We start from the raw sequence: 26,041 nt of genomic DNA, 5'->3' as shown, positions 1-26,041 counted from the left end.
ATCCGGAGCTGGAAAAAGACAGAACGGATGATGATGAACGACGCCGCTCGAAAGATTACAGCCGTTGCTCCGTCGGAGCAGCATTATCGCGAAGCGCCCAACAATATCGAAGCCGAGCAGGCGCTTCTGGGTGCGATCCTGATGAACAACGACGCCTATTACCGGGTGTCGGATTTCCTGAAGCCGATCCATCTCTATGAACCGCTGCACCGGAAGATCTTCGAGGTCGCCGGCGATATCATCCGCATGGGCAAGATCGCCAATCCGGTGACCATCAAGACCTTCCTGAAGGCCGACGAGAAGGTCGGTGACATGACGGTTTCGCAATATCTGGCGAGCCTGGTCAGCAATGCCGTCACCGTCATCAATGCCGAGGATTACGGCCGGGCGATCTACGATTTGGCGCTGCGCCGGGCGCTGATCACCATCGGCGAGGACGTCGTCAACATCGCCTATGACGCGCCGCTCGACATGCCGCCGCAGTCGCAGATCGAGGATACCGAACGCCGCCTCTTCGAATTGGCGGAAAACGGCCGCTACGACGGCGGCTTCCAGGCCTTCAACGATGCGGTTGCGCTGGCGATCGACATGGCGGCCGTCGCCAAGGAACGTGACGGCGGGCTTTCCGGCATTTCCACCGGCATCCATTCGCTGGATTCCAAGATGGGCGGTTTGCAGCGGTCGGACTTGATCGTGCTTGCCGGACGCCCCGGCATGGGCAAGACTTCGCTTGCCACCAACATCGCCTACAACATCGCCGCCGCCTACGAAGGCGAAGTCCAGTCGGACGGCAGCATGAAGGCAAAGAACGGCGGCGTCGTCGGTTTCTACTCGCTCGAAATGTCGTCGGAACAGCTCGCCACCCGTATCATCTCCGAGCAGACGGAAGTCTCCTCCTCGAAGATCCGCCGCGGCGACATCAACGATGCCGATTTCGAAAAGCTCGTCGCCTGCTCGATGATGATGCAGAAGGTGCCGCTCTTTATCGACCAGACCGGCGGCATCTCGATCGCCCAGCTTTCGGCCCGCGCGCGCCGTCTCAAGCGCCAGCGCGGCCTCGACGTGCTTGTGGTCGACTACATTCAGCTGATGACCGGCTCGGGCAAATCCAGCGACAACCGCGTGCAGGAAATCACCCAGATCACCACCGGCCTCAAGGCGCTCGGCAAGGAGCTCAACGTTCCGATCATCGCGCTGTCGCAGCTCTCGCGTCAGGTCGAAAGCCGCGACGACAAGCGGCCGCAGCTGTCCGACCTTCGCGAATCCGGCTCGATCGAGCAGGACGCCGACGTCGTGCTCTTCGTGTTCCGCGAGGAATATTACGTCAAGAATTCGGAGCCGCGCGACATCCACGATCCGAAATATCCGGAATGGGAAGCGCTGTTCGACAAGGTGAAGGGCACGGCCGACGTCATCATCGCCAAGCAGCGCCACGGGCCGACAGGCACGGTGAAGCTCGCCTTCCAGGCGGAATTCACGCGCTTTGCCGATCTCGCCGATCCCTCCTTCACCCAATATGAAGAGCACTGATCGCGCGGATGCTGCGTGCAGCGCCGGGCTTTCCCTTGACATAGTTGACCTTTAAACTGGCCGGAGAATCCTTCTCCGGCCTCTTTTTCGATGCGGATCATGAGCGATTTTTTCGACGCCCCCGAAGATGACAATTTTGCATCGGCAGGCCTGCGGCTGACTGTCGACCTGACCGCCCTGACGGAGAACTGGCGCGACATGGCGCGCCGCTCCGGTGCGGCGCGCACTTCTGCGGTCGTCAAGGCGGATGCCTATGGCATGGGCATCGAGGATGCCGGCGAAGCGCTCTATATGGCCGGCGCGCGCGACTTCTTCGTCGCGACCGTCGACGAGGGCGTAACGCTTCGTCTCTATGCACCTGATGCGCGCATCTTCGTGCTTTCCGGCATCTGGCCAGGCACCGAGCGGCGCTTCTTCGAAAACGATCTGGTGCCGGTGATTTCCTCCGACGAACAGCTCGCCTTCTGGATGGCGGTGCTTGCCGATTACGGTGACTACCCCTGCGCGCTGCATGTCGATACCGGCTTCAATCGGCTCGGACTGCATATCGACGATGCGATCGCGCTCGTCGACGATGTCTCACGGCCTGCGAGCTTCGCGCCCGTGCTTGTCATGAGCCACCTCGCCTGCGCCGACGATCCCACCCATGCGATGAACCGGCAGCAGCTTGAATCATTCCGCAGGGTTAGCGCCGCCTATGAAGGCATCGATTCAAGTCTTGCTGCCTCGGCCGGCATCTTTCTCGGTGAGGATTATCACTTCGACCTGACCCGCCCCGGCATCGCACTCTATGGCGGCGAAGCGGTCTGCGACATGGCGAACCCGATGCGGCCGGTGGCGACGGCGGAAGCGCGCATCATCCAGGTGCGCAGCGTCGAAGCCGGCGAGACCGTCAGCTATGGGCGGGCGCTGCAGCTTCGCCGCGAAAGCCGGCTGGCGATCGCCTCGGCCGGTTATGCCGACGGCTACATGCGCAGCCAGTCAAGCGGCGGTGTGCCACTGCGCCAGGTGGTGCCGCAAGGCGGGCAAGGTTTCATCGCCGGATACAAGGTTCCGGTTGCCGGCCGGATCACCATGGACCTGACGATCTTCGATATCACCGACCTGCCGGAGAATGCCGTGCGCGCCGGGGATTATGTCGAACTGTTCGGAAAGAACATGCCGGTGGACGATGTGGCGCGGGCATCCGGCACGATCGGATACGAGATTCTGACCAGCATGGGGCTGCGCCATGAGCGGCGCTACGTGGCCGAGGAATAGCGGCCTTCCTAGAACAGGATGATTTTAGGCCGGGTCGGCCTAAAATCTGAATCCTGTTCTGCATTATATAGTTAGAGCATGATGTCGTCCGAAAACCGCTCACACTTTTCGGCATCATGCTCTAGCGGCTGCTGAGGGCGAGACGGACACCGAGCGCCAGGAAAAGCGCACCGAGGCCGCGATCGAGCCAGAGGCCGACTTTTTGATTATGCCTGATTGCATCGGCAAGGCGCCCGCCGAGAAGGACGAGCGGCGGTTCGATAAAGGCGGCGACGACGATGATGAGCCCGCCATGCAGCATGAGTTGCGCCCATGCCGGCCCTGCCCCTTCGACCACAAATTGCGGCAGGAAGGCCAGGAAGAATATCGCCACTTTCGGATTGAGCACCGAAACCAGAATACCCTGCCGATAGATTCTCGCAACCGGCAAACTTTCACCAGCAGCCTTTATCAGGCCATCGCCGCCACCGGAGCGCAAAGCCTGAATGCCGAGCCAGACGAGATAGGCGGCGCCGATCCATTTGACCGTGGAGAAGGCGACGGCGGAAGCGGCAAGTATGGCGGAGAGGCCGAGTGCTGCCATCAGAACATGCAGGCAGGCGCCGGACCAGACGCCGAACAGCGCGGAAAAACCGGCACGTTTTCCGCTTCTCATCGTGTGACCGAGGATGAAGGCGATGTCGGGGCCGGGCGAGAGATTGAGCAGAACCGCCGCCGACAGAAATGCAAGCCAGTGCGCAAACGAATAATCGAACATCTTCCACCGTTCCGGATAAGCAGCGGCAAAGGATAGGCACGGGTGCGTTGATGGGGAAATCATTAGTTTTGATCCGTCGCGATAGCCATTATCTCAAGCGCGACAATGATTCGGTGGAGCGGCGCATCGCTTCGCCCGGGAACCCGGACTGAAAGAGTAATTGATGGCGAAGGCCAGGACACAATTCATCTGCCAGAGTTGCGGCACGGTTCATAACCGCTGGGCCGGCAAATGCGAGAACTGCGGCGAGTGGAACACCATCGTCGAGGAAGACCCGATGGGCGGGATCGGCTCCGGTCCCGGCAAGACGCCGAAGAAGGGCCGACCGGTGGCGCTGACGGCACTCTCCGGCGAGATAGAGGAGGCGCCACGCATCCATACCGCCATGTCGGAGCTCGACCGGGCGCTCGGCGGCGGTTTCGTGCGCGGTTCGGCGGTGCTGATCGGCGGCGATCCCGGCATCGGCAAATCGACGCTGCTGATGCAGGCCGCCGCCGCCCTTGCGCGGCGCGGCCACAAGATCATCTACGTCTCCGGCGAAGAAGCCGTGGCGCAGGTCCGGCTACGGGCACAGCGCCTTGCGGCGGCCGATACCGACGTGATGCTGGCGGCCGAAACCAATGTCGAGGATATTCTGGCGACGCTTGCCGAGGGCAAGCGGCCGGACCTTGTCATCATCGATTCCATCCAGACGCTGTGGAGCGAACTTGCCGAATCCGCGCCGGGAACGGTGACGCAGGTGCGCACCGGTGTGCAGGCGATGATCCGTTTCGCCAAGCAGACTGGAGCCGCCATGGTGCTCGTCGGCCACGTGACCAAGGACGGGCAGATTGCCGGGCCGCGCGTCGTCGAGCACATGGTCGACGCCGTGCTCTATTTCGAAGGCGACCGCGGCCATCACTACCGCATCCTGCGCACCGTCAAGAACCGCTTCGGCCCGACCGACGAGATCGGCGTCTTCGAAATGTCCGACAGAGGCTTGCGTGAAGTCGCCAATCCTTCCGAGCTCTTCCTTGGTGAGCGCAACGAAAAATCGCCGGGTGCTGCTGTCTTTGCCGGCATGGAGGGCACCCGCCCTATTCTCGTCGAGGTGCAGGCACTGGTGGCCCCAACCTCGCTCGGCACGCCGCGGCGCGCCGTGGTCGGCTGGGATTCGGCACGGCTCTCCATGATCCTTGCGGTGCTGGAAGCCCATTGCGGCGTCAGGCTCGGCCAGCACGACGTCTATCTCAACGTCGCCGGCGGTTACCGCATCTCCGAACCGGCGGCCGATCTTGCGGTCGCCTCGGCGCTCGTTTCCTCGCTTGCCGGTATTGCCCTTCCTGCCGATTGCGTCTATTTCGGCGAAGTCAGCCTGTCCGGCGCCATCCGGCCGGTTGCGCACACCGCCCAGCGTCTCAAGGAAGCCGAGAAGCTGGGCTTTTCCGCAGCGCTGCTTCCGTCCGCCTCCGCCGAATTGCCGAAGGGCTCCGGCGGGCGCTGGAGCGAAGTCGCAAGCCTGCCGGATCTGGTCGCGCGCATCGCCGGATCGAAGGGAGCGCTGCGTGTGGAAGACGACGTTTGATCCTTTCATTGCCAAGAGTGGTGATGATATAGGAGCACACGATAAGGCACGACACGGCCGCCAAGCGGCAGTCCTGGAGTTGAATTTACATGCCCATTACGATTTTCGACGGTATTGTCATCGGCGTCGTGCTCTTCTCCGCCGTGCTGGCGATGGTCCGCGGCTTTTCGCGCGAGATTCTTTCGATCGCGAGCTGGGGCGGTTCGGCCGCGGCTGCCTACTATCTCTATCCGTACCTGCTGCCCTATGCGAAGAAATATACCGATGACGACCGCATCGCGATCGTCGGTTCGGCAGCGGTCGTCTTCCTGATCGCGCTCATCGTCATCTCCTTCATCACGATGAAGATCGCCGATTTCATCATCGACAGCCGTGTCGGCGCGCTCGACCGCACGCTCGGCTTCCTGTTCGGGGCAGCGCGCGGCGTGCTGCTCCTGGTCGTCGCCGTCGCCTTCTGGAACTGGCTCGTCGATGCCGACCACCGTCCGGCCTGGGTCAACGAAGCGAAGTCGAAGCCCTTCCTGGATTCGATGGTCGTGAAGCTGAAATCGGTTCTGCCGGAGCAATTTGCCCAGATGATACCGGAAAGCATCCGTGATAAGCTGCAGCCGCCGGCACAGGGCGCCGAAGGTACCACTCCGCCGACGGGCGACCAGGCTCCGGCGGAAGACGCACCGACCGCGCCCGCAGACGGCGCGCAGCAGCCGGCGAATTGACACAGTGTTCAAGAGCTTGACCCGCCTTCCGGCAATCGCCATTTGAGCGGGACGTGAAATGAGGGTCCGGCCGGGCATTCAGCTCCGCCGGGCTCAGCTATTTCTGGAAATGCCGATCCATTCTTGTGAGAGCAGAGGCCCGCAGAAATGAACCAATCCCATTCCTTCCCGACCGACGATCCGCTCGACGGAGATACGCTGCATGAAGAATGCGGGGTTTTCGGAATTCTGGGACATCCCGATGCCGCCGCGCTCACGGCTCTCGGCCTGCATGCGCTTCAACATCGTGGACAGGAAGCGGCCGGCATCGTCTCCTTCGACGGCAAGCGCTTTTATCAAGAGCGCCACATGGGCCTCGTCGGTGACCACTATACCAATCCGATGACGCTTGCCCGCCTGCCCGGCAGCATTACGATCGGTCATACCCGCTACTCGACAACCGGCGAAGTGGCCATGCGCAACGTGCAGCCGCTCTTTGCCGAACTGGAAGAAGGCGGCATCGCCATTGCCCATAACGGCAATTTCACCAACGGCCTGACGCTGCGCCGCCAGATCATCGCGACCGGCGCCATCTGTCAGTCGACCTCCGATACCGAAGTCGTCCTCCACCTCATCGCCCGTTCCCGCCACGCTTCCACGTCCGACCGCTTCATCGACGCCATTCGTCAGATGGAAGGCGGCTATTCGATGCTCGCCATGACGCGCACGAAGCTGATAGCCGCGCGAGACCCGACAGGCATCCGCCCGTTGGTCATGGGCGAACTCGACGGCAAGCCGATCTTCTGCTCGGAGACCTGCGCGCTCGACATTATCGGCGCCAAGTTCATCCGCGACGTTGAGAACGGCGAGGTCGTCATCTGCGAAATCCAGCCTGACGGTTCGATCAGCATCGATGCGCGCAAGCCCAGCAAACCGCTGCCGGAGCGCCTCTGCCTGTTCGAATATGTCTATTTCGCCCGTCCGGATTCGGTCGTCGGCGGCCGCAACGTCTATACGACGCGCAAAAGCATGGGCATGAACCTTGCGAAGGAATCGCCTATCGATGCCGACGTGATCGTGCCGGTGCCGGATGGCGGCACGCCGGCGGCGCTTGGCTATGCCCAACAGAGCGGCATTCCCTTCGAATACGGCATCATCCGCAACCATTATGTCGGGCGCACCTTCATCGAACCGACGCAGCAGATCCGCGCCTTCGGTGTGAAGCTGAAGCATTCCGCCAACAGGGCAATGATCGAAGGCAAGCGCGTGGTGCTGGTCGATGATTCCATCGTGCGTGGCACGACGTCTCTCAAGATCGTCCAGATGATCCGCGAAGCCGGGGCGCGCGAAGTCCATGTCCGCGTCGCAAGCCCGATGATCTTCTTCCCGGATTTCTACGGCATCGACACGCCCGACGCAGACAAGCTGCTGGCAAACCAATATGCCGATGTCGAAGCCATGGCGAAATATATCGGTGCGGATTCGCTCGCCTTCCTGTCGATCGACGGCCTCTATCGCGCCGTTGGCGGTGAGGACCGCAACCCAGCCCGGCCGCAGTTCACCGACCACTATTTTACCGGCGACTATCCGACCCGCCTGCTCGACAAGAACGGCGAGTCCATGGGCAACAAGATTTCCATGCTTGCCAGCAACGGCTGACACGGCGCGCCGCCTTTTCCATTGTCCATCCCGAGGGGTGCATTGCACGCCTCTCCCTTCGTGAGGGAACACGACATTATGAACATCAATCTTGAGGGCAAGATCGCGCTCGTCACCGGTGCGTCGCGCGGTATCGGCTATTTCACGGCGCTCGAACTTGCCAAAGCCGGCGCCCATGTGATTGCCTGCGCACGCACGGTCGGCGGGCTCGAGGATCTCGACGATGCGATCAAGGCCGTCGGCGGCACGGCGACGCTCGTGCCCTTCGACCTTGCCGACATGAATGCGATCGATGCGCTCGGCGGCTCGATCTTCGAGCGCTGGGGCAAGCTCGACATCCTCGTCGCCAATGCCGGCGTGCTCGGCGTCATTTCGCCGATCGGGCATATCGAAGCGAAGGTGTTCGAGAAGGTGATGACCATCAACGTCACCGCAACATGGCGGCTGATCCGCTCGGTCGACCCGCTGCTCGCCCGTTCCGATGCCGGCCGTGCGGTCATCCTGTCTTCGGGTGCCGCGCATAAATGCCGTCCCTTCTGGGGTGCATACTCCGCGTCCAAGGCCGCCGTCGAGGCGCTGGCGCGCACCTGGGCCGGCGAGAGCCAATCGACGGCGCTGCGCATCACCAGCGTCGATCCCGGCGCGACCCGCACCGCCATGCGGGCGCAGGCCGTGCCCGGCGAAGATCCGCAGACGCTGCCGCATCCATCCGAGGTGGCGAAGGCGATCCTGCCGCTTCTCGGTCCCGGAGTGACCGAGACGGGCAAGCTCTTCATCGTGCGGGAAAACAAGCTCGTCGACTATCATCTGCCGGAATAGGCTACTGCATAATTCCTTAAATCGGAATCGATTTAACGACGAAATTATGCAGCAATTCAAAGTGCTACAGCGTCCTTTGCGCATCTGAAAAGACGCGCGGCGCTGTAGACGTCTCAGTTCACTGCAACGGCGGGGAACAGGTGCGCCAGGCCCGTTTCCGACGGGCATAGCGCATTGAGGTCAACCGGTCCCTGGATGCCGTCCAAGGTGCCGTTATCGGCAAATTGCCAGATCGACCAACGACTGCACTCTTCCTGCCTCGGCTCTCTGAACACGCTGCGCAGCCACAGATAGTGGTCGGGGAAGCGTGATTCATTGCCTTTCATATATTGATCAAAGAACTCCTGCGTGACGTAGAAAATGGGCTTTTCCGGAAAAGTGCCCTTTAGCTCGGTGAAGAAGGCGTTCACCTCGGCAACCATTTCCTCGAGCGTCGGGATCTTGTTGCAATTGCCGACAAACTCCAGATCGACGGCGATCGGCAGAGTTCCCTGCTCCTTCGGCACGGTCGCCAGGACATTCTGCGCCTGATCCTTACCCGGACGGCAGAAGGTGAAGAAATGATAAGCGCCCCGGACCACTCCCGCATCTCCGGCGCGCTGCCAGTTGTCGGCGAACTTGGAATCCCGATGATCTCCGCCTTCGGTCGCCTTCATGAAGGCGAAGCGGACATTCGCCTGCGAGGCGACGACCTTCCAATCGATATCGCCCTGGTGATGGCTGACATCGATGCCTTGGATCGGATAGCTGCTGAGAGAGGGATTGTTGAAGCGAAGCATCCCGAAATCGTATGCCAGATATGCCGCGAATGCGACCACCAGAATTGCAGTCGCTGCGATCGTCGATCGGGCCAGTTTCCGCATCCCTTCCCCCTATTTTTCAACAGCGCCTCAACTGGCTATGCGAGGTTTGTGCCGCGAAAATGGCAGACGAATATCAGGGGCGGGCCGACTGGTTTCAAAGACGTTCATTGCTGCAATCTTTTTCATCGGATGGATGGGTTCTGTCGCCGCCGGATCGCGCTTCGCCCCCTTGACCGGAGGCGCGAACCGGGCCATAAAACCCGCCATGAAAACGGTTATCTGCATTATCTGCCGGAAGATTATTCGCTAGCGCGAGCGCTGGCCCGGCCGTTTTCGTCTCCCAAATAGTCAAGATGCGAAACGCCCCGGTCCGCCGGTCGCATATTTTTCTGATCGTGCATTTGGGAGAGTGAAATGGACGCGACGCCGGAACTCAAGCTGTACAACACGCTGACACGGGAAAAATCGGTGTTTTCGCCGATCGATCCCAACAATGTCCGCATGTATGTCTGCGGCCCGACCGTCTATGACTTCGCTCATATCGGCAATGCCCGGCCGGTCATCGTCTTCGACGTGCTGTTCCGGCTACTGCGTCATGTCTATGGCGCAGATCACGTCACTTATGCCCGCAACATCACCGACGTCGACGACAAGATCAATGCGCGCGCACTTCGCGACCATCCGGGCCTGCCGCTCAATGAGGCGATCCGCGCGGTCACCGAAAAGACCGAGACGCAATTTCACGCCGATGTCGCCGAACTCGGCTGCCTGGAGCCGGACGTCGAGCCGCGCGCCACCGACAATATCGAAGAGATGACCGAAATCATCGAAAAGCTGATCGGCAACGGCCATGCCTATGTCGCATCGGGCGAAGTGCTGTTCGACACCAAATCCATGGCGGATTACGGTCAGCTTTCGAAGCGCCCGCTCGACGAGCAGCAGGCCGGCGCCCGCATCGCCGTCGATGCGCACAAAAAGAACCCGGGCGATTTCGTGCTCTGGAAACTGTCGAGCCACAACGAGCCCGGCTGGGAGAGCCCATGGGGCCGCGGCCGGCCCGGCTGGCACATCGAATGCTCGGCGATGAGCAAGCGCTACCTCGGCGATGTCTTCGACATTCACGGCGGCGGGCTGGACCTGATCTTCCCGCATCATGAAAACGAGATCGCCCAGTCGCGCTGCGCCCACGGCACCGAGGTGATGGCGAATGTCTGGATGCATAACGGCTTCCTGCAGGTCGAAGGCCGCAAGATGTCGAAATCCGAAGGCAATTTCGTCACCATCCACGAGTTGCTGCAGACGGAAACCTTCGGCGGCCGCAAATGGCCGGGACAGGTGCTGCGCCTTGCCATGTTGATGACGCATTACCGCGAGCCGATCGATTTTTCGATCAAGCGACTGGAAGAAGCCGAACGTCTGCTCGCCAAATGGCCGGCGGCAGAAGCCGGCGATGCGGCGCCCGATGAAACCGTGCTGAACGCGCTTTCCGACGACCTCAATACGGTGGCGGCGGTGCAGGCATTGCATGCGCTGGCGCAAGCAGCCCATGCGGATCCCGTAGCCCGTGCCGTCTTTGCCGCAACGGCCGACCTTCTGGGCCTGCTGCCGAAAAAGATGGAGATCGACGAAGCCGTCGCATCGGCGGTCGACGCGCTGGTCGCAATGCGTCTCGAAATGCTGAAGGCGAAGAATTTTGCCGAAGCAGACAAGATCCGCGACGAGCTGGCGGCAAAGGGCATCCAGTTGAAGGACGGCAAGAATGCGGTGACGGGCGAGCGCGTGACGACGTGGGAGGTCAAGAGATGACGACCTATACCGGCGGCTGCCAATGCGGAGCGGTCCGTTTCCACGTCAGCGGCGACCTCAAGGATTCATCGATCTGTCATTGCCGCATGTGCCAGAAGGCGTTCGGTGCTTATTATGCGCCGCTGGTCTCGGTGCGCGGCGCCGATTTCGAATGGACGCGCGGGGAGCGGAAGAGGTTCCGCTCTTCCAATTTCGTCGAGCGCGGCTTCTGCGGCGATTGCGGCACGCCGCTGACCTACGAGGCGCCGGATGGAATGGCGATTGCCGCAGGCGCGTTTGACGACCCTTCGGCGTTTCCGCCGGTGATCCAATTCGGCATCGAGGGCAAGATCGGTTTCGTCGATCATCTGCATGAATTGCCGGGCCACCGGACGGAGGAGGATGCACAAGCCGCCCCCTTCCTGCTCGAGCTCGTTTCCTGCCAGCATCCCGATCGCGAGACGCAGGCATGGCCACCCAAGGAGCTCGGATGACGGCGGAAGCGGACAGAAGCGGCGGGTGCCAGTGCGGGGCAGTGCGTTACCGCGTCAAAGGCGAACTCGGCTATCCCCATCTTTGCCATTGCCGCATGTGCCAGAAGGCGGCGGGCAATTATTTCATGCCGCTTGCCGGCGTGATGCGCAGCGATTTTACCTTCACACGCGGCGCGCCGAAATGGTTTCAGTCCTCGGATCTGGTGCGGCGCGGTTTCTGCGGCGATTGCGGTACGCCGCTGTTCTACGATATTCCCGAAGCGGACTTCATCAACATCACGCTCGGCTCGTTGGACGATCCCGATGCGGTCAAGCCGGTGATGCAATCGAATACCGGCCGCAAGATGTCCTGGTTTCATGCGCTCGACGGCTTGCCGCTGGAACCACAGCCTGAAACGCCCGACCGTGAAAACGCGATCGCGGCAAGCAACTATCAGCACCCCGACCACGACACGAAAAGCTGGCCCCTCGGAGAAACCTCATGACGGACACGATCAAGACAGGCGGATGCCAGTGCGGCGCCGTGCGCTTCCGCATCTCAGGCAGACTGGGGCGCCCCTCGATCTGCCATTGCCGCATGTGCCAGAAGCAGTTCGGCGGCTTCTTCTCCGCGCTCGTCACCGCGCCTGAGGAAGGCATGGAGTGGACGCGCGGCGAGCCGAGCTACTTCCAGTCCTCGGTCAATATCGAACGCGGCTTCTGCAGCAATTGCGGCACACCGATGACCTATCGCCATCCGGGCGGGCTGGAGCTTGCGATCGGCACTTTCGACGACCGCAGCGACCTCGCACCGCTGATCCAGGTCAACTACGAGGCCCGCCTGCCCTGGGTCGAGGAAATCTTCGAGGCGCCGGTGCTGAAGGATCAGGATTTCTACGCACGGCAGGAGGCGATCATCTCCTTCCAGCATCCCGACCACGACACCGAAGTGTGGCCCGCAAAAGGCGTGAAGATATGACCGAGACCCTGCGCACGCTCTATCCCGAAATCGAGCCCTATGCCTCCGGCCATCTCGATGTCGGCGACGGTCATGTGATCTATTGGGAGCGCTCGGGCACGCCCGGCGCCAAGCCTGCCGTCTTCCTGCATGGCGGTCCGGGCGGCGGCATCTCGCCCGCCCATCGCCGGCTCTTCGACCCTGCTCTCTACGACGTCATGCTGTTCGACCAGCGCGGTTGCGGCAGGTCGACGCCGCATGCGGAACTCCATGCCAACACGACCTGGCACCTCGTCGCCGATATCGAGCGGCTGCGCGAGATGGCCGGCGTCGACAGCTGGCAGGTGTTCGGCGGTTCCTGGGGCTCGACGCTGGCGCTCGCCTATGCCGAGACACATCCGGAGCACGTGTCCGAGCTCATCCTGCGCGGCATCTATACGCTGACCAAGGCGGAGCTTGACTGGTACTACCAATTCGGCGTCTCGGAAATGTTCCCTGACAAGTGGGAGCGGTTCATCGCTCCCATTCCGGCGGAAGAGCGGCATGAGATGATGCATGCCTATCATCGTCGCCTGACGCATGAGGACAAGAACGTGCGCCTCGCGGCCGCACAGGCCTGGAGCATCTGGGAAGGCGAAACGATCACACTGCTGCCGGAACCTTCGACGAGCGGCAAGTTCGAGGAGCCGGAATTCGCCTATGCATTTGCGCGCATCGAAAACCATTTCTTCGTCCATGCCGGCTGGATGGACGAGGGACAGTTGATCCGCGATGCCGGCAGGCTCAAGGACATTCCCGGTGTCATTGTGCATGGACGCTACGATATGCCCTGCCCGGCCAAATATGCCTGGCTGCTGCACAAGGCCTGGCCGAAGGCAGAGTTCCACCTGATCGAGGGGGCGGGCCATGCCTATTCGGAGCCGGGGATTCTCGATCAACTGATCCGGGCGACGGATCAGTTTGCTGGGAAGGTATAAGCCGTACCGTGAGGCCCCCTCACCCTAACCCTCTCCCCGAGGGGAGAGGGGACAAGGCGAATGACACGGCTACCCCTTCTCCCCTCGGGGAGAAGGTGCCCGTAGGGCGGATGAGGGGGCTTCCGCACAACAGAAAACAACACCCGCCCGCCGGGAGGAAACGACATGAAAGAACGCATTTACCTCTTCGACACGACGCTTCGGGACGGGCAGCAGACGCCCGGCATCGATTTTTCCGTCGAGGACAAGATTGCGATCGCCGCCATGCTGGACGAGTTCGGCCTCGATTATGTCGAGGGCGGATATCCCGGCGCCAATCCGACGGACACCGCCTTCTTCAGCGAGAAGCGCACCAGCCAGGCCAGCTTCGTCGCCTTCGGCATGACGAAGCGGGCGGGCGTTTCGGTCTCCAACGATCCCGGCATTGCCGGGCTGCTGCAGGCAAAATCCGACGCCATCTGTTTCGTCGCCAAGAGCTGGGATTATCATGTCGCGGTGGCGCTCGGCTGCACCAACGAGGAAAACCTCGAATGCATCGCCGAAAGCGTCAAGGCGGCGGTTGGCGCGGGCAAGGAGGCGATCGTCGATTGCGAGCATTTCTTCGACGGCTTCAAGGCCAATCCGGCCTATGCGCTTGCCTGCGCCAAGACGGCCTATGAGAGCGGCGCCCGCTGGGTCGTACTCTGCGACACCAATGGCGGCACACAGCCGCCGGAGGTGCGGGCGATCGTCGAGGCGGTGATCGCCTCAGGCGTTCCCGGCCACTGTCTTGGCATCCATGCGCATAACGACACCGGCCAGGCGGTCGCCAATTCGCTTGCCGCTGTCGAAGCCGGCGTCCGGCAGATCCAGGGCACGCTCAACGGTATCGGCGAGCGCTGCGGCAATGCCAATCTGGTGACGCTGATCCCGACGCTGGCGCTGAAGAGCGCCTACAACACACGTTTCGAAACGGCGATCGACGAGGAGCGGCTGCTCAACCTCACCCGGCTCTCGCATGCCTTCGACGAGCTGCTCAACCGCTCGCCCGACCACCAGATGCCCTATGTCGGCGCCTCCGCCTTCGCCACCAAGGCCGGCATCCATGCATCCGCCTTGCTCAAGGATCCGCGGACCTATGAACACGTGCCGCCGGAAACCGTCGGTAATTTCCGCAAGGTCATGGTGTCGGACCAGGGCGGCAAGGCAAACTTCATCAATGCGCTGAAGCGGCGCGGCATCGCGGTCGCCAAGGACGATCCGAAGCTCGACCTGCTGATCTCGATCGTCAAGGAACGTGAATCCATCGGCTATGCCTATGAGGGCGCGGATGCGAGCTTCGAGCTGCTGGCGCGCAGAACGCTCGGCACGATCCCGGAATTCTTCACCATCGAAGGCTTCCGCGTGATGATCGAGCGCCGCTTCGACAGTCTCGGCCGTGTGAAGATCGTCTCGGAGGCGGTAGTCAAGATCACCATCGACGGCCAGACGCTGATGTCGGTTGCCGATGCCGAAGGCCCCGTCAACGCACTCGACCTCGCGCTGCGCAAGGATTTCGGCAAATACCAGCACGAGATCGACGATCTGGTGCTCGCCGACTTCAAGGTGCGTATCCTCAATGGCGGCACGGAGGCAATCACCCGTGTGCTGATCGAATCCACCGACAGTGACGGTGTGCGCTGGTGGACCGTCGGCGTTTCGGAGAACATCATCGACGCTTCGTTCCAGGCGCTGATGGATTCGGTCATCTACAAGCTGATGAAGAACCGGCAACTGGCGGGCAAGATCGCGGCGGAATAAACCTATTCCGCCGGCTCGGCGGAGGGGTCCCAGCCCTCGCCAGAATACCATTCGCTTCCTTCGGACTCCGCCTCCCATCGCAGAGTGCGGAATCATTGCGTCGTCTCCCGCTTCAAATCCTCTCACCCTTCATTCAACGAAATGAATTGGCCTATTCACGGCGCTTAAGCTAGGCCGGATCAGAAGAAGAACAAAGATGGAAACACCGATGTCGACCGATGCATCCGTTCCGTTGGCCAAGAACGAAGACAGTCCGCGCGGGTTCGCCTTCGCGCTGACGGCCTATCTGCTCTGGGGTTTCCTGCCGATCTACATGAAGGCGGTGGCGCATGTCTCGCCGGCCGAGGTGATCGCCCATCGCATCGTCTGGTCGCTGCCGCTGGCGGGCATCGTGCTGATCGTGCTCGGGCGCACGCAGGATATCCGCGCAGCGCTCGGTTCGCCGCGCATGCTGGCGATGGCGGCGCTGACGGCGTCGCTGATCACTGTCAACTGGGGCACCTATGTCTGGGCGATCGGCGCCGGCCATTCGCTCGACGCAGCACTCGGTTATTTCATCAATCCGCTGTTCAGCATCTTCCTCGGCGCGGTATTCCTCAAGGAAAAGCTGCAGCCGCTGCAGATCGCCGCGATCGCGCTTGCAGCACTTGCCGTCGCCATTCTCGCACTGGACAGCGGCGGCATCCCGTGGGTGGCGCTGACGCTGGCGGTCAGCTGGGGTTTCTACGCCCTGTTGCGCAAGACGCTGCCACTCGGGCCGAACCAGGGCTTCTTCCTCGAAGTGCTTATCCTCAGCGGGCCGGCCGTCCTCTACATCCTCTATCTCGAATTCGGCGGCCAGGGCCACCTCTACCGCACCGGTCTTGCAGATACGACCCTGCTGCTCGGCTGCGGCGTCATCACCGCCGTGCCGCTGATGATCTATGCGAACGGCGCCAAGCTGCTGAAACTCTCGACGATCGGCATCATGCAGTATATCGCGCCGACGATGATCTTCCTGATCGCGGTCTTCCTCTTCCACGAACCATTCGGCACGGCGCGCATGGTCGCCTTCCCGCTGATCTGGGCGGGGTTGTTCCTCTATAGCTGGTCGATGCTGAAGGGAAGCCGGGGGCGCTAGAGCAATTCCAGCAAAAGCGCGCAAGGGTTCTGCGTCCGGGATTGCGTAAGAACAAAGCTTAGAGCGGTTCTGCGCTTCCGTGGAAAATGAACTGCTCTAAGGGCAGCCCGCCTACATCTTCGAAATCACCTCGTCCTCGCCGTCACGATCGGCGGCAAGCTGGGCTGCCTGGGCCATGATCGCAGGAATGATGCCGGATATCTCGTCGACGACGAGCGGCTGCACCCGGTGGGCGGTGTGCAGGAAGCCCTCTTCGGTCATATGGCGCATCAGTTCCATCATCGGATCCCAGAAACCGTTGACGTTGGCGAAGACCATCGGCTTCTCGTGGCGGCCGAGCTGCGCCCAGGTCATGATCTCGACGATCTCCTCCAGCGTACCGATACCGCCGGGCAGCGCGACGAAGGCATCGGAGCGCTCGAACATGGTGTGTTTGCGCGCATGCATGTCAGGGGTTACAATGAGTTCGTTGAGCTGACCGAGCGAGTGGCGAGTCGCTTCCATATCGATCAGGAATTCGGGAATGATGCCCGTGACCTGACCGCCGCCTGAAAGCACGCCGCTGGCAACCGCGCCCATGATGCCTTTGGTACCCCCGCCATAGACGAGGCGCAGGCCGTATTCGGCGATCTCTCTTCCGAGAGCACGCCCGGCCGCCATGTGGGAAGGATCGCGTCCCGGCCTGGAGCCGCAGTAAACGCAGATGGATCGAATCGATACAGATTGTTCGGTCATGAGGGCAAAACAACTATTCCATTTCAATGCAGTCAAGAAAATTGACTGAAAAGCAGCGTGCCTAGCTTGCCTAATTGCTTTGAATGCTTGTGGAAAGCAACGGGAATCGCTAGCAATTTTGGGTATTACGGCAAATTGCCGCCTTGGGAGACATAATGATGAAGAACCGTGCCGGCTTGCTGGCCCTTGCAGTGCTCGCAATCGCAATCCTACTGATGGTGTTTGTCGTCATGCCGCGCATCGGCGGCGATGCAACCAAGGTCGGAGACGCCATCAACCAGGCGGGCACGGAGGTCAAGAACACGGTTAACGAGGCGGCAAAGACATCGCGCTCCGCCGTGGGCGACGCGGCTGCGGTCGCCGATCAAGTCGGTCGCCTTTCGGCCGATGCCGGCGTATCGCTCAGTGAGCTCAAGGCGCTGTTTGCCGACGGCAAAGGCCCGACCATCGATGTCTTCACCGCCGCCAAGACCAAAGCCGTCAACGCGCTGACCGCGCTTGCCGATTTCACCATTCCCGAGGGCCTCGATCCCGCGACTCAAACCCTTGCCGCCAAGGCCAAGGACGGCGGCGCGAAGGCGCTCGCCATCGTCCAGTCGCTGCCTGAGAACATCGCCGATGCGCTTGCCGCGATCGCCAAGGCCGAGGTTGCGCTGACCGGTGCGCCGGAGGCCGCCCCTGGGGCGAATACGGCAGCGGAAAATACCGGCCCGAAGCTTCCGGCCTTCGACGTATTGCGCGTCGAACCCGACGGATCGACGGTGATTGCCGGTTCCGCCGAACCGAACGGCAAGCTCGAGGTGCTCGACGGCGAGAAGGTCGTAACGACGGCCAATGTCGATGCGAGTGGCGATTTTGCTGCCGTCCTCGACGATCCGCTTCCGGCCGGTGACCACCAGCTCGTGCTCAAGTTTACGGGCAAGGACGGCAAGAGCACGCTTTCTGAAGAAGTCGCGACCATTTCCGTGCCGAAGGATGGTAATGGCGCCAATCTGCTCGCCATGGTCTCCAAACCCGGCGCGGCGAGCCGCATCATCACGGCGCCGAAGGCCGGAACCGAAGTTGCCGATGCCTCCAATCCGATGGTGCCGCCTGCGGACAAGCCGGCAACCGGTGAAAGCTCGGCTGCTGCCGCAACCGGCGAGCTGGCGCTGCAGACGCCGAACCTCACCGATACCCCCTCCGGCGGCGCTGATACGGCACCGGCCATTCCCGGCACGGATAAGACGAATGTGCCCGATGTGATGGTCAATGCCGTCGAAATCGAAGGCAACAAGATCTTCATTGCCGGCACAACGCGCTCCAATGCCAAAGTCATCGGTTATGCCGACGACAGCCTCGTCGGCCAGGACACGGCCGGCTCCGACGGTCATTTCGTCATCGATGGCGTGGTGGCGCTCTCGGTCGGCGACCACAAGATCCGCGTCGATGTCGTTGATCCCACAGGTAAGGTGATCGTGCGTGCGGCGGTGAATTTCAATCGCCCGGCCGGCGATCAGGTCAGGGTCGCCGCGCAATCGGCCCCCGCCGACGCGAACGGTGCTTCCTCGATGGTGCCGCTCGACGAAGGCGAGCTCGGTAAACGCAAGGCCGAGGCCGGCAAAGCCTTCGGCCTGCTGAAGGGACTGTTTGCCGATGGCAAGCTGCCCGGTGCCGAACAGCTTGCGGCAGCGCGCTCGGCAACGGAATTCGCGCTGCGCTCCGTCGCCGACTTCCGCCCGGCTGCCGATGCGCCTGATGTCTTCAAGCAAGCGTCCGGTTCCTCCTCGCAGATTGCCGGCAATGCGCTGAAGCTGCTGCAGAGCCTGCCTGGGGATGCGAAGTCCGTCGGAGCCGCGCTCGAAAGACTGGGCGGGATGATCGCCGAACTCACCGCTGCACCCGCGCCGGCGGCACCCACCGCAGACGATGTCGGAAGCAGCCAGCCGAAGACGATCGAACAGGCGCCGCTGACGGCAAACAACGCAGCGGTCATCATTCGCCGCGGCGACACGCTATGGCAGATCTCGCGCCGCACCTATGGCCGCGGCGTCCGTTACACGACGATCTACATCGCCAACGAGGACAAGATCATCAATCCCGATCGCATCCGCCCCGGCCAGATCTTCGGCCTGCCGAAGGATGTGTTGCCGAACGCCGAAGAGCTGCACCGCAAGCGGATGTCCGGCCAGCACCTCTAGGCTCGAAACAACATGGCGAGGCCGGGCAGGATAAGCGCCCGGCCTCGTCGTTTCCTTACCCCAGCAATTGTTGTATTCGTCCGCCCGGCACCCTATCTGGCGGCGGCGGCTGCGGGATATGGGAAGCGCTTTCAGGCACGTCCCGGTTCTGCGCTTTGCCGGCATCGAAGCGCCGCAATCGCGGCAAGCCCATCCGGGCTGGAGACAAGCATGGCAAACGGCAAGACAGTCTCGGAATCCAACCTGCCGCAGACGCTTCTCAACCTCTGGCCCTATATGTGGCCGGCCGGCCGGCCCGACCTCAAGATGCGCGTCGTCTGGGCCTCGGTCTTTCTGCTGATCTCCAAATTCGTATTGCTGCTGGTTCCCTATTTCTTCAAGTGGTCGACCGATGCGCTGAACGGCAGGATGGATCTTGCCGGCTACGTGCCGCCGCTGCTGGCCGGCGCCATTGCGCTGGTGATCGCTTATAACATCACCCGGCTGATCCAGCTCGGCCTCAATCAGCTGCGCGACGCGCTCTTTGCCAGCGTCGGACAACATGCGGTGCGCCAGCTCGCTTACAGGACCTTCGTGCACATGCACGAGCTGTCGCTACGCTTCCATCTCGAGCGCAAGACCGGTGGGCTGTCGCGCATCATCGAGCGCGGCACCAAGGGCATCGAGACGATCGTGCGCTTCACGATCCTCAATTCGGTCCCCACCGTCATCGAATTCCTGCTGACGGCAGTGATCTTCTGGTGGGGCTACGGCTTCTCCTATCTCGCCGTTACCGCCTTTACCGTCTGGGCGTATATCTGGTTCACCATCCGCGCATCCGACTGGCGCATCGCCATCCGCCGGTCGATGAACGACAGCGATACCGACGCCAACACCAAGGCGATCGACTCCCTGCTCAATTTCGAGACCGTCAAATATTTCGGCAATGAGGAGATGGAGGCAAAGCGTTTCGACAAATCGATGGAACGCTACGAGAAGGCGGCGACCGATGTCTGGACCTCGCTCGGCTGGCTGAACTTCGGCCAGGGCGTCATCTTCGGCATCGGCACGACGATCATGCTGGTGCTGTCGGCGCTGGCCGTGCAGCGCGGCGAGCAGACGGTCGGCGATTTCGTCTTCGTCAATTCGATGCTGCTGCAGCTTTCCGTACCGCTCAACTTCATCGGCTTCGTCTACCGCGAAATCCGCCAGGGGCTGACCGATATCGAGCAGATGTTCGATTTGCTTGAGGTGCAGACCGAAGTCAAAGACGCGACCGATGCGACCGAACTTCGCATCGGCCAGGGCGCGATCTCCTTCAAGGACGTGCACTTCGCCTATGATGCGGCCCGTCCGATCCTGAAGGGCATTTCCTTCGAGGTGCCGGCCGGCAAGACGGTCGCCGTCGTCGGCCCGTCGGGTGCAGGCAAATCGACGCTGTCGCGCCTGCTCTATCGCTTCTACGATATCCAGAGCGGAGCAATCACCGTCGACGGTCAGGATATCCGCACGGTGACGCAGAAGAGCCTGCGCTCCGTGATCGGCATGGTGCCGCAGGATACCGTGCTCTTCAACGACACGGTCGCCTACAACATCCGCTACGGTCGCACATCGGCCAGCGACGGCGAAGTCTTTGCCGCCGCCGAGGTGGCGCAGATCGCGCATTTCATCGAAACGCTGCCCGAGGGTTTCGAAACCAAGGTCGGCGAGCGCGGGCTGAAACTTTCGGGCGGCGAGAAGCAGCGGGTGGCGATCGCCCGCACCATCCTCAAGGCGCCACCGATCCTGATCCTCGACGAGGCGACGTCGGCGCTCGACACGACGACGGAACGGGAGATTCAAGAGGCGCTCGACCTGGTTTCGAAGAACCGCACGACGCTGGTCATCGCCCACCGGCTTTCGACGGTGATCGGCGCCGATGAAATCATCGTGCTCAAAAGCGGCGAGATCGCCGAGCGCGGAACACATGCCGCCCTCCTCGAAAGAAACGGCCTTTATGCCTCGATGTGGAACCGCCAGCGCGAGGCGACACAGGCGGAGGAACATCTGAAGCAGGTGCGCGAAAGCGACGACCTCGGCGTGATAACGCGGCTTGCTCCGGCAAGCTGAGCCGGGAGACCGACGCCGGCCGGCTTTTGTTGTTCAGAACCGCGGCGTCGGAACCAGTGCCGGGGCCACGGCATTGCCCCAGAGACGGTTTTTCGCTAACCAGCAAAAAACGACAACGCAAGGAGACCGGCAGCATGAGCCTGTTCAATACGGTTCGCAACACGATCGTCCCCGTGCATAAGGAGGGTTATCCCTTCGTTGCCGCCTTCTTCGTCGCGTCGATGGTCCTCGGCTGGATCTTCAAGCCGCTCTTCTGGATCGGCATGATCTTCACGCTGTGGTGCGCCTATTTCTTCCGTGATCCGGAGCGCGTGACCCCGCAGGACGACGACCTGGTGATCTCTCCCGCCGACGGCAAGGTTTCGGCGATCCAGATGGTGACCCCGCCGGCCGAGCTCAACCTCGGCTCCGAACCGATGCTGCGCATCTCCGTCTTCATGAACGTCTTCAATTGCCATGTGAACCGGGCGCCGATGCGCGGGCGCATCGTCAGCATCAACTACCGCTCCGGCAGCTTCGTCAACGCCGAGCTCGACAAAGCGAGCGAAGACAATGAGCGCAACGGGCTGGTGATCGAAACCGGCCACGGCCAGATCGGCGTCGTGCAGATCGCCGGTCTCGTGGCACGGCGCATCCTCTGCTGGGCCAACCCCAACGAGCCGGTCGATGCCGGCGAGCGCTTCGGGCTGATCCGTTTCGGCTCGCGGCTCGACGTGTTCCTGCCCGCCGGTGCTGCGCCACGCGTCTCGCTCGGCCAGACGGCGGTTGCGGGAGAAACCGTCATCGCCGAATTCGCCTCCGCCAAGGGTCCCGTCATTAGCCGCCGCAGCTAGAGCGGTTCAGCTTTTCTCGGAAGCGACCGCTGCGCAGTTTTGCTGGAATTGCTTTAGGAACGATTGGAACGCGATATGGAAACGCCTTTTCCGCCTTTCGAGCCCAATGGGCCGGATGATTCCGCCCGCGGCCCGCGTCTGCGCGAAATCCCGCTCCGGCTCGTCTTTCCGAACCTCATCACCATTCTGGCGATCTGCGCCGGGTTGACCGGCATCCGGCTGGCTTTCGAGAACCGTTATGAGCTCGCCGTCGCCATGGTGCTGCTCGCCGCCTTCCTCGACGGCATCGACGGGCGCGTGGCGCGGCTGATGAAGGCGACCTCGAAATTCGGCGCGCAGATGGATTCGCTTGCCGACATCGTCAATTTCGGCGTCGCACCCGCCCTCGTCGTCTATGTCTTCGCACTCGATCAGGCGCGTTCGCTCGGCTGGATCGCCGCCCTGATCTATGCGATCGCCGCCGGGCTTCGCCTTGCCCGCTTCAATGTCATGGCCGAACGCGAGAACAAGGCGAGCTGGCAATCGGAATATTTCGTCGGCGTACCGGCGCCGGCCGGCGCCATGCTGGTGCTGCTGCCGGTCTATCTCGGCTTCCTCGGGCTGGCGACGGACCGCACCTTCGCCTATCTCTCGTCGATCTACACCGTGCTCATCGCCTTCCTGTTGATCAGCCGGCTGCCGGTCTGGTCGGGAAAATCGGAAGGCAATCGCTTGCGGCGCGATCTCGTGCTGCCGATGATGCTCGGCGTCGTGCTCTATGTGGCTCTGCTGATGAGCTACACCTGGGAGGTGATGGTCTTCACCGTTGCCGCCTACCTCATATCGCTTCCCTTCGGCGCGCGGAAATGGCGGCGGAAATACGGGACGCTGACGATCGAGGAGCCGGGTATCGGCGACGACGACATCGGCCGGCACATCTGATCTCCGAGCATTTCCAGATTTCTCCGAATGACGGAAATGCTTCTCTCCCTTCGTTCAGTCGTATCCCCGGGAAAAGCATGCGCTTTCCCCGGAGAAAACTCTGCGCTTGTCCGAGTGAAAACTATTCCGCGCTTTTCCCCAGAAAACCGCTTTCGCACTTTTATTGGAACTGCTCTCTTCAGTAAGTATTAACCAACGTAGGCTTCAGTTAAGCCTCGCGAATTATGGTGGGCGTTTACAAATCCTGATAAGCTACGCCCCCGTTTTGTCGCTATTCGTGACGAAACATCAAACTATAAATTACCCAGGGAAGAACCACGTAAGGAGAGTATCGTGACTTCGAAGAAGAGTAGTACCGGCGAACAGCAGGCGGCCAAGCCAGACCTCGCCGCCAACTATCGCCCCGTCGGCCTGAAGGCTGTTGCCGCAGCATCGCTGATGGCGAAGCATAAGCCGACCAGCGTCAAAAAATCCGCTTGAAGCGGAAGGCTTCAAATTGGAATTATGCGTGCTTTCGGGGTACATGCGTTAGGCACCGCTGACGAAGTGAATGACGAGGCGATCGCCGCGAATCTCCTGACAACGCTCTGGCGACATAAGCACAACCCGAAAAACCTGATGGACGAAGCGAATGGCGGATAGTGTTTAGAAGAAGCTGAGCTGGCCGTCGTCAGGCTTTTGCTTGTCGGGCGCCTTCAACGGCTTTTCGATGACGACCGGCTCCTGCAGGTCGGGACCCATGTTGGCAACCTTGTTGACCTTGTCGGAGACAGGGACGGCCTCGAAGAAATCATCCTGAACCGGCTGCATCAGGCCGACAACCTCGCGTGGCTCCTGCGTCTTGCAATCGAGCCAGCGCGTGAAATCCTCAGGCCTGATGACGACGGGCATGCGATCGTGGATCGACGATATGGCTGAATTGGCTGACGTCGTCAGGATCGCACCGGTATCGACCTCGGAGCCGTCAGCCGAGGACCATGTCTCCATCAGCCCGGCAAAGGCGATCACCCCACCCTGGCGCGGCCTGATCCAGTAGGCCTGCGGCTTCTCCCCGCTTTCCTTCGGCGGGCGATGCCATTCATAGAAACCCGATGCCGGAATGAGCACGCGGCGATGACGCATGGCGGCGCGGAAAGAGGCCTTGCCAATCGCGGTTTCGGAGCGCGCGTTGATCAGCAGCGGGAAATCTCTCGGATCCTTGACCCAGCCCGGCGTGAGGCCCCAGCGCACGAGTACGGCGCGTCGGTCGGCCAAGTTACTGCCCTGCTCCCTGCCCTCGCCTGATATGACGACGAGGATCGGCTGCGTCGGCGCGATGTTGTAGCGCGCCGGAAAATCGCCGAGATCGAGACCGGAGAAGACGTCGCTCAGGTCGACGCTGGAGACTGTCAGGGCGAAACGTCCACACATCGGTCTGTCTTTGCACCCGGCTCGTATCCGGTCAAGACGCCTCAGCCTCTCGGCGCGAAGAGGATAAGGCTGGCGCCGGCAAGGCAGATCAGCGCGCCGCCGATATCGTAACGATCAGGCACGCGGCTCTCGACCAGCCACAGCCAGAGCAGTGAGGCGAGGATATAAATGCCGCCATAGGCCGCGAAGGTACGGCCGGCGGCTTCGCTCGGCGCCAGCGTCAGAAGCCAGGCGAAAAGCGCCAGGGAGATTATGCCCGGCGCCAGCCACCAGATGGGCTTTTCGAGCTTCAGCCATGCCCAGAAGGCAAAGCAGCCGACGATCTCGAAGAGAGCGGCAAAGGCAAAGATGATGTAAGTCACGGAAGCACCTTTCGAATCCCCGTCGCACTATTCATCCGATAAGATAAACCATCACAGCAAGAGAGCAGCCTCCGATGATCTCTACTGCCAAAGCCGCCTCCTCCGCCATCCTCGAACGCGATGGACGATTCCTCCTCGTGTTGCGGCGTAATCCGCCTTCCGCCGACATGTACGCCTTTCCCGGCGGGCGGGCCGAGCCCGGCGAAACGACGGAGCAAACGGCATTGCGCGAACTCTATGAAGAGACCGGCATTTCAGCACGTAATCCGCGGCTGTTTTCGACCTACGACCTGAAGACGCATGCGGCCGACGGCAGCGTCAACAGCCATTTCCTGCTGTCGGTCTTTCGCGTCGATGCGGATCGGGATGCCGTGGCGGAAGCCGCCGACGATGCGGCCGCCCTCGGCTGGTACACGGTGGAGGAAATCCGGCAATTGCCCGTGCCGCAGAGCGTGCTCGAATGCGCGGAGCGGCTTTCGGGCGGCGATTAGACGTGGAAATTTTAAAGCACGCCTTGTTGCCGTCATGCTGAGCGTATCAACTGTGAGCATGATTCCCGTTCGACGCGTTTTTCTGTCCCTGCTCGTGCTCGCCGGCCCCACGATGGCGCAGGGCAAGAATACGCCGCCTCCTCCACAGGAGGATGAGATTGCGCCGCCGATCGTGAGCGTGCCCTATGACGACAAGCTGGCGCGGTTCGCCGAGGTACTGGGTTCGGTGCATTATCTGAGAACGCTCTGCAAGGCGGCGGGTGGCGACGAGTGGCGAAACGGCATGCTGCAGCTGCTCGATTCGGAGACCGGCAACGAGCCGCAGCGCAAGGAAAAGCTGACAGCGGCCTTCAATCGCGGCTATCGCGCCTTCGCCTCGGTCTATACGGATTGCACCCCGGCGGCCATCGTGGCAGAAGAGCGCTACCGTAACGAAGGTGCAACACTTGCCACAGAAATTACCTCGCGCTTTGGAAATTGACGTTTAATTAACCTGTTTTCGCATGCGGACGTGTCGTTTTGGGAAAAGGCTGTTAGTGTTGTTAACGGTGCAGTAAGACATGAGAAGTGCTGAGGAAAAGACAATGGAAGCAAGCCTCAACGACATCGACGACATGATCGTCCACGAAAAGATGCAAGCAGCTCTGGAGTACCAGAACGAGGCTTGGGCCGACGGCATGGCCGATGGGATCGAGCCTGAAATCATCGCTGATGCTGCCATTGCACATGCGCTGCGCGAGACGATCAGATTGCATGGGGAAAAGAGCGCCGAAGCTCTGCTCGATTCGCTGCGTGAGCGCATGCTTGCCGGCGAATTCTCCGCGAACCGCACCCTGCAATAA

At 61.6% G+C, this 26,041-nt stretch carries 26 protein-coding genes; 21 read left to right on the top strand and 5 right to left on the bottom strand.

What is annotated here, in order from left to right; genetic code table 11:
• Positions 1 to 33 precede the first annotated feature (33 nt).
• On the top strand, positions 34 to 1,530 hold the full coding sequence (locus tag B5P46_RS10675; RefSeq protein ID WP_062942152.1) for a replicative DNA helicase: 1,497 nt from the start codon (positions 34 to 36) through the stop codon (positions 1,528 to 1,530).
• A 90-nt stretch (positions 1,531 to 1,620) separates the two neighbouring features.
• Positions 1,621 to 2,790, top strand: coding sequence for an alanine racemase (alr, locus tag B5P46_RS10670; protein ID WP_129418624.1), 1,170 nt, complete (start codon positions 1,621 to 1,623; stop codon positions 2,788 to 2,790).
• Positions 2,791 to 2,911: 121 nt separating this feature from the next.
• Here the strand turns inward: alr and B5P46_RS10665 are convergent, their stop codons facing one another.
• Entirely contained in the window at positions 2,912 to 3,547 is a 636-nt protein-coding gene (locus B5P46_RS10665) for a LysE family translocator (protein WP_129418623.1), read from the bottom strand.
• Positions 3,548 to 3,710: 163 nt separating this feature from the next.
• On the opposite strand from B5P46_RS10665, the gene radA reads away from it, so the two are divergent.
• From radA to B5P46_RS10645, 4 genes are all read left to right on the top strand, one after another.
• Entirely contained in the window at positions 3,711 to 5,111 is a 1,401-nt protein-coding gene (gene radA / locus B5P46_RS10660) for a DNA repair protein RadA (protein WP_003547017.1), read from the top strand.
• Positions 5,112 to 5,200: 89 nt separating this feature from the next.
• On the top strand, positions 5,201 to 5,827 hold the full coding sequence (locus B5P46_RS10655) for a CvpA family protein (protein WP_029872969.1): 627 nt from the start codon (positions 5,201 to 5,203) through the stop codon (positions 5,825 to 5,827).
• A 147-nt stretch (positions 5,828 to 5,974) separates the two neighbouring features.
• Positions 5,975 to 7,465, top strand: a complete 1,491-nt coding sequence (gene purF, locus B5P46_RS10650; RefSeq protein ID WP_129418622.1) for an amidophosphoribosyltransferase — start codon at positions 5,975 to 5,977, stop codon at positions 7,463 to 7,465.
• Between the two features lie 78 nt (positions 7,466 to 7,543).
• Positions 7,544 to 8,284 carry an SDR family NAD(P)-dependent oxidoreductase gene (locus B5P46_RS10645; protein WP_129418621.1) on the top strand — a complete coding sequence of 247 codons (741 nt, stop codon included), beginning with the start codon at positions 7,544 to 7,546 and terminating at the stop codon, positions 8,282 to 8,284.
• A gap of 113 nt (positions 8,285 to 8,397) precedes the next feature.
• Here the strand turns inward: B5P46_RS10645 and B5P46_RS10640 are convergent, their stop codons facing one another.
• Positions 8,398 to 9,147 (bottom strand): glycoside hydrolase family 25 protein, encoded by a 750-nt coding sequence (locus B5P46_RS10640; RefSeq protein WP_129418620.1) that lies wholly within the window; start codon positions 9,145 to 9,147, stop codon positions 8,398 to 8,400.
• Positions 9,148 to 9,501: 354 nt separating this feature from the next.
• Between B5P46_RS10640 and cysS the strand changes: the two genes are divergently transcribed.
• The 7 genes from cysS to rarD all read left to right on the top strand — a co-directional run bounded on the left by cysS (position 9,502) and on the right by rarD (position 16,179).
• Complete coding sequence (gene cysS, locus B5P46_RS10630; RefSeq protein ID WP_129418619.1) at positions 9,502 to 10,893, top strand: cysteine--tRNA ligase; 1,392 nt, start codon at positions 9,502 to 9,504, stop codon at positions 10,891 to 10,893.
• On the top strand, positions 10,890 to 11,366 hold the full coding sequence (locus B5P46_RS10625) for a GFA family protein (RefSeq protein ID WP_129418618.1): 477 nt from the start codon (positions 10,890 to 10,892) through the stop codon (positions 11,364 to 11,366). Before cysS ends, B5P46_RS10625 begins: the two co-directional genes overlap by 4 nt.
• On the top strand, positions 11,363 to 11,851 hold the full coding sequence (locus B5P46_RS10620; RefSeq protein WP_129418617.1) for a GFA family protein: 489 nt from the start codon (positions 11,363 to 11,365) through the stop codon (positions 11,849 to 11,851). Before B5P46_RS10625 ends, B5P46_RS10620 begins: the two co-directional genes overlap by 4 nt.
• Positions 11,848 to 12,324, top strand: a complete 477-nt coding sequence (locus B5P46_RS10615; RefSeq protein WP_033180450.1) for a GFA family protein — start codon at positions 11,848 to 11,850, stop codon at positions 12,322 to 12,324. Before B5P46_RS10620 ends, B5P46_RS10615 begins: the two co-directional genes overlap by 4 nt.
• Positions 12,321 to 13,280, top strand: coding sequence for a prolyl aminopeptidase (gene pip / locus B5P46_RS10610; RefSeq protein ID WP_129418616.1), 960 nt, complete (start codon positions 12,321 to 12,323; stop codon positions 13,278 to 13,280). Before B5P46_RS10615 ends, pip begins: the two co-directional genes overlap by 4 nt.
• Positions 13,281 to 13,445: 165 nt before the next feature.
• On the top strand, positions 13,446 to 15,059 hold the full coding sequence (cimA, locus tag B5P46_RS10605) for a citramalate synthase (protein WP_129418615.1): 1,614 nt from the start codon (positions 13,446 to 13,448) through the stop codon (positions 15,057 to 15,059).
• A 208-nt stretch (positions 15,060 to 15,267) separates the two neighbouring features.
• Positions 15,268 to 16,179 carry an EamA family transporter RarD gene (gene rarD, locus B5P46_RS10600; RefSeq protein WP_129418614.1) on the top strand — a complete coding sequence of 304 codons (912 nt, stop codon included), beginning with the start codon at positions 15,268 to 15,270 and terminating at the stop codon, positions 16,177 to 16,179.
• Positions 16,180 to 16,290: 111 nt separating this feature from the next.
• Here the strand turns inward: rarD and B5P46_RS10595 are convergent, their stop codons facing one another.
• Complete coding sequence (locus tag B5P46_RS10595) at positions 16,291 to 16,914, bottom strand: TIGR00730 family Rossman fold protein (protein WP_003558142.1); 624 nt, start codon at positions 16,912 to 16,914, stop codon at positions 16,291 to 16,293.
• 155 nt (positions 16,915 to 17,069) lie between these two features.
• Between B5P46_RS10595 and B5P46_RS10590 the strand changes: the two genes are divergently transcribed.
• The 5 genes from B5P46_RS10590 to B5P46_RS34370 all read left to right on the top strand — a co-directional run bounded on the left by B5P46_RS10590 (position 17,070) and on the right by B5P46_RS34370 (position 23,416).
• A complete protein-coding gene (locus B5P46_RS10590; protein WP_129418613.1) occupies positions 17,070 to 19,094 on the top strand; it encodes a LysM peptidoglycan-binding domain-containing protein in 2,025 nt (674 codons plus the stop codon).
• 210 nt (positions 19,095 to 19,304) lie between these two features.
• A complete protein-coding gene (locus B5P46_RS10585; protein WP_129418612.1) occupies positions 19,305 to 21,182 on the top strand; it encodes an ABCB family ABC transporter ATP-binding protein/permease in 1,878 nt (625 codons plus the stop codon).
• Entirely contained in the window at positions 21,080 to 22,015 is a 936-nt protein-coding gene (locus B5P46_RS10580) for a phosphatidylserine decarboxylase (RefSeq protein WP_348639844.1), read from the top strand. Before B5P46_RS10585 ends, B5P46_RS10580 begins: the two co-directional genes overlap by 103 nt.
• A gap of 75 nt (positions 22,016 to 22,090) precedes the next feature.
• Positions 22,091 to 22,936: a CDP-diacylglycerol--serine O-phosphatidyltransferase gene (pssA, locus tag B5P46_RS10575; RefSeq protein ID WP_026265120.1), complete on the top strand. Its 846-nt coding sequence runs from the start codon at positions 22,091 to 22,093 to the stop codon at positions 22,934 to 22,936.
• Between the two features lie 333 nt (positions 22,937 to 23,269).
• Positions 23,270 to 23,416, top strand: coding sequence for a hypothetical protein (locus tag B5P46_RS34370; RefSeq protein ID WP_003558132.1), 147 nt, complete (start codon positions 23,270 to 23,272; stop codon positions 23,414 to 23,416).
• 165 nt (positions 23,417 to 23,581) lie between these two features.
• Here the strand turns inward: B5P46_RS34370 and B5P46_RS10570 are convergent, their stop codons facing one another.
• Together B5P46_RS10570 and B5P46_RS10565 are read right to left on the bottom strand one after the other, a co-directional pair.
• On the bottom strand, positions 23,582 to 24,346 hold the full coding sequence (locus B5P46_RS10570) for an SOS response-associated peptidase (RefSeq protein ID WP_129418610.1): 765 nt from the start codon (positions 24,344 to 24,346) through the stop codon (positions 23,582 to 23,584).
• A 41-nt stretch (positions 24,347 to 24,387) separates the two neighbouring features.
• Entirely contained in the window at positions 24,388 to 24,708 is a 321-nt protein-coding gene (locus tag B5P46_RS10565) for a YnfA family protein (RefSeq protein WP_129418609.1), read from the bottom strand.
• 74 nt (positions 24,709 to 24,782) lie between these two features.
• Between B5P46_RS10565 and B5P46_RS10560 the strand changes: the two genes are divergently transcribed.
• The 3 genes from B5P46_RS10560 (at position 24,783) to B5P46_RS10550 (ending at position 26,041) form a co-directional block, all read left to right on the top strand.
• A complete protein-coding gene (locus B5P46_RS10560; RefSeq protein WP_129418608.1) occupies positions 24,783 to 25,199 on the top strand; it encodes an NUDIX hydrolase in 417 nt (138 codons plus the stop codon).
• Positions 25,200 to 25,233: 34 nt separating this feature from the next.
• Complete coding sequence (locus tag B5P46_RS10555) at positions 25,234 to 25,680, top strand: TIGR02301 family protein (RefSeq protein ID WP_129418607.1); 447 nt, start codon at positions 25,234 to 25,236, stop codon at positions 25,678 to 25,680.
• 103 nt (positions 25,681 to 25,783) lie between these two features.
• Positions 25,784 to 26,041, top strand: coding sequence for a hypothetical protein (locus B5P46_RS10550; RefSeq protein ID WP_003546972.1), 258 nt, complete (start codon positions 25,784 to 25,786; stop codon positions 26,039 to 26,041).

Origin of the sequence: Rhizobium leguminosarum, from assembly GCF_004123835.1 — a bacterium.
Taxonomy (GTDB): Bacteria; Pseudomonadota; Alphaproteobacteria; order Rhizobiales; family Rhizobiaceae; genus Rhizobium; species Rhizobium leguminosarum_M.
Note: the sequence above shows the minus strand (reverse complement) of the source record. Positions and strands in the feature narration are given on the sequence as shown.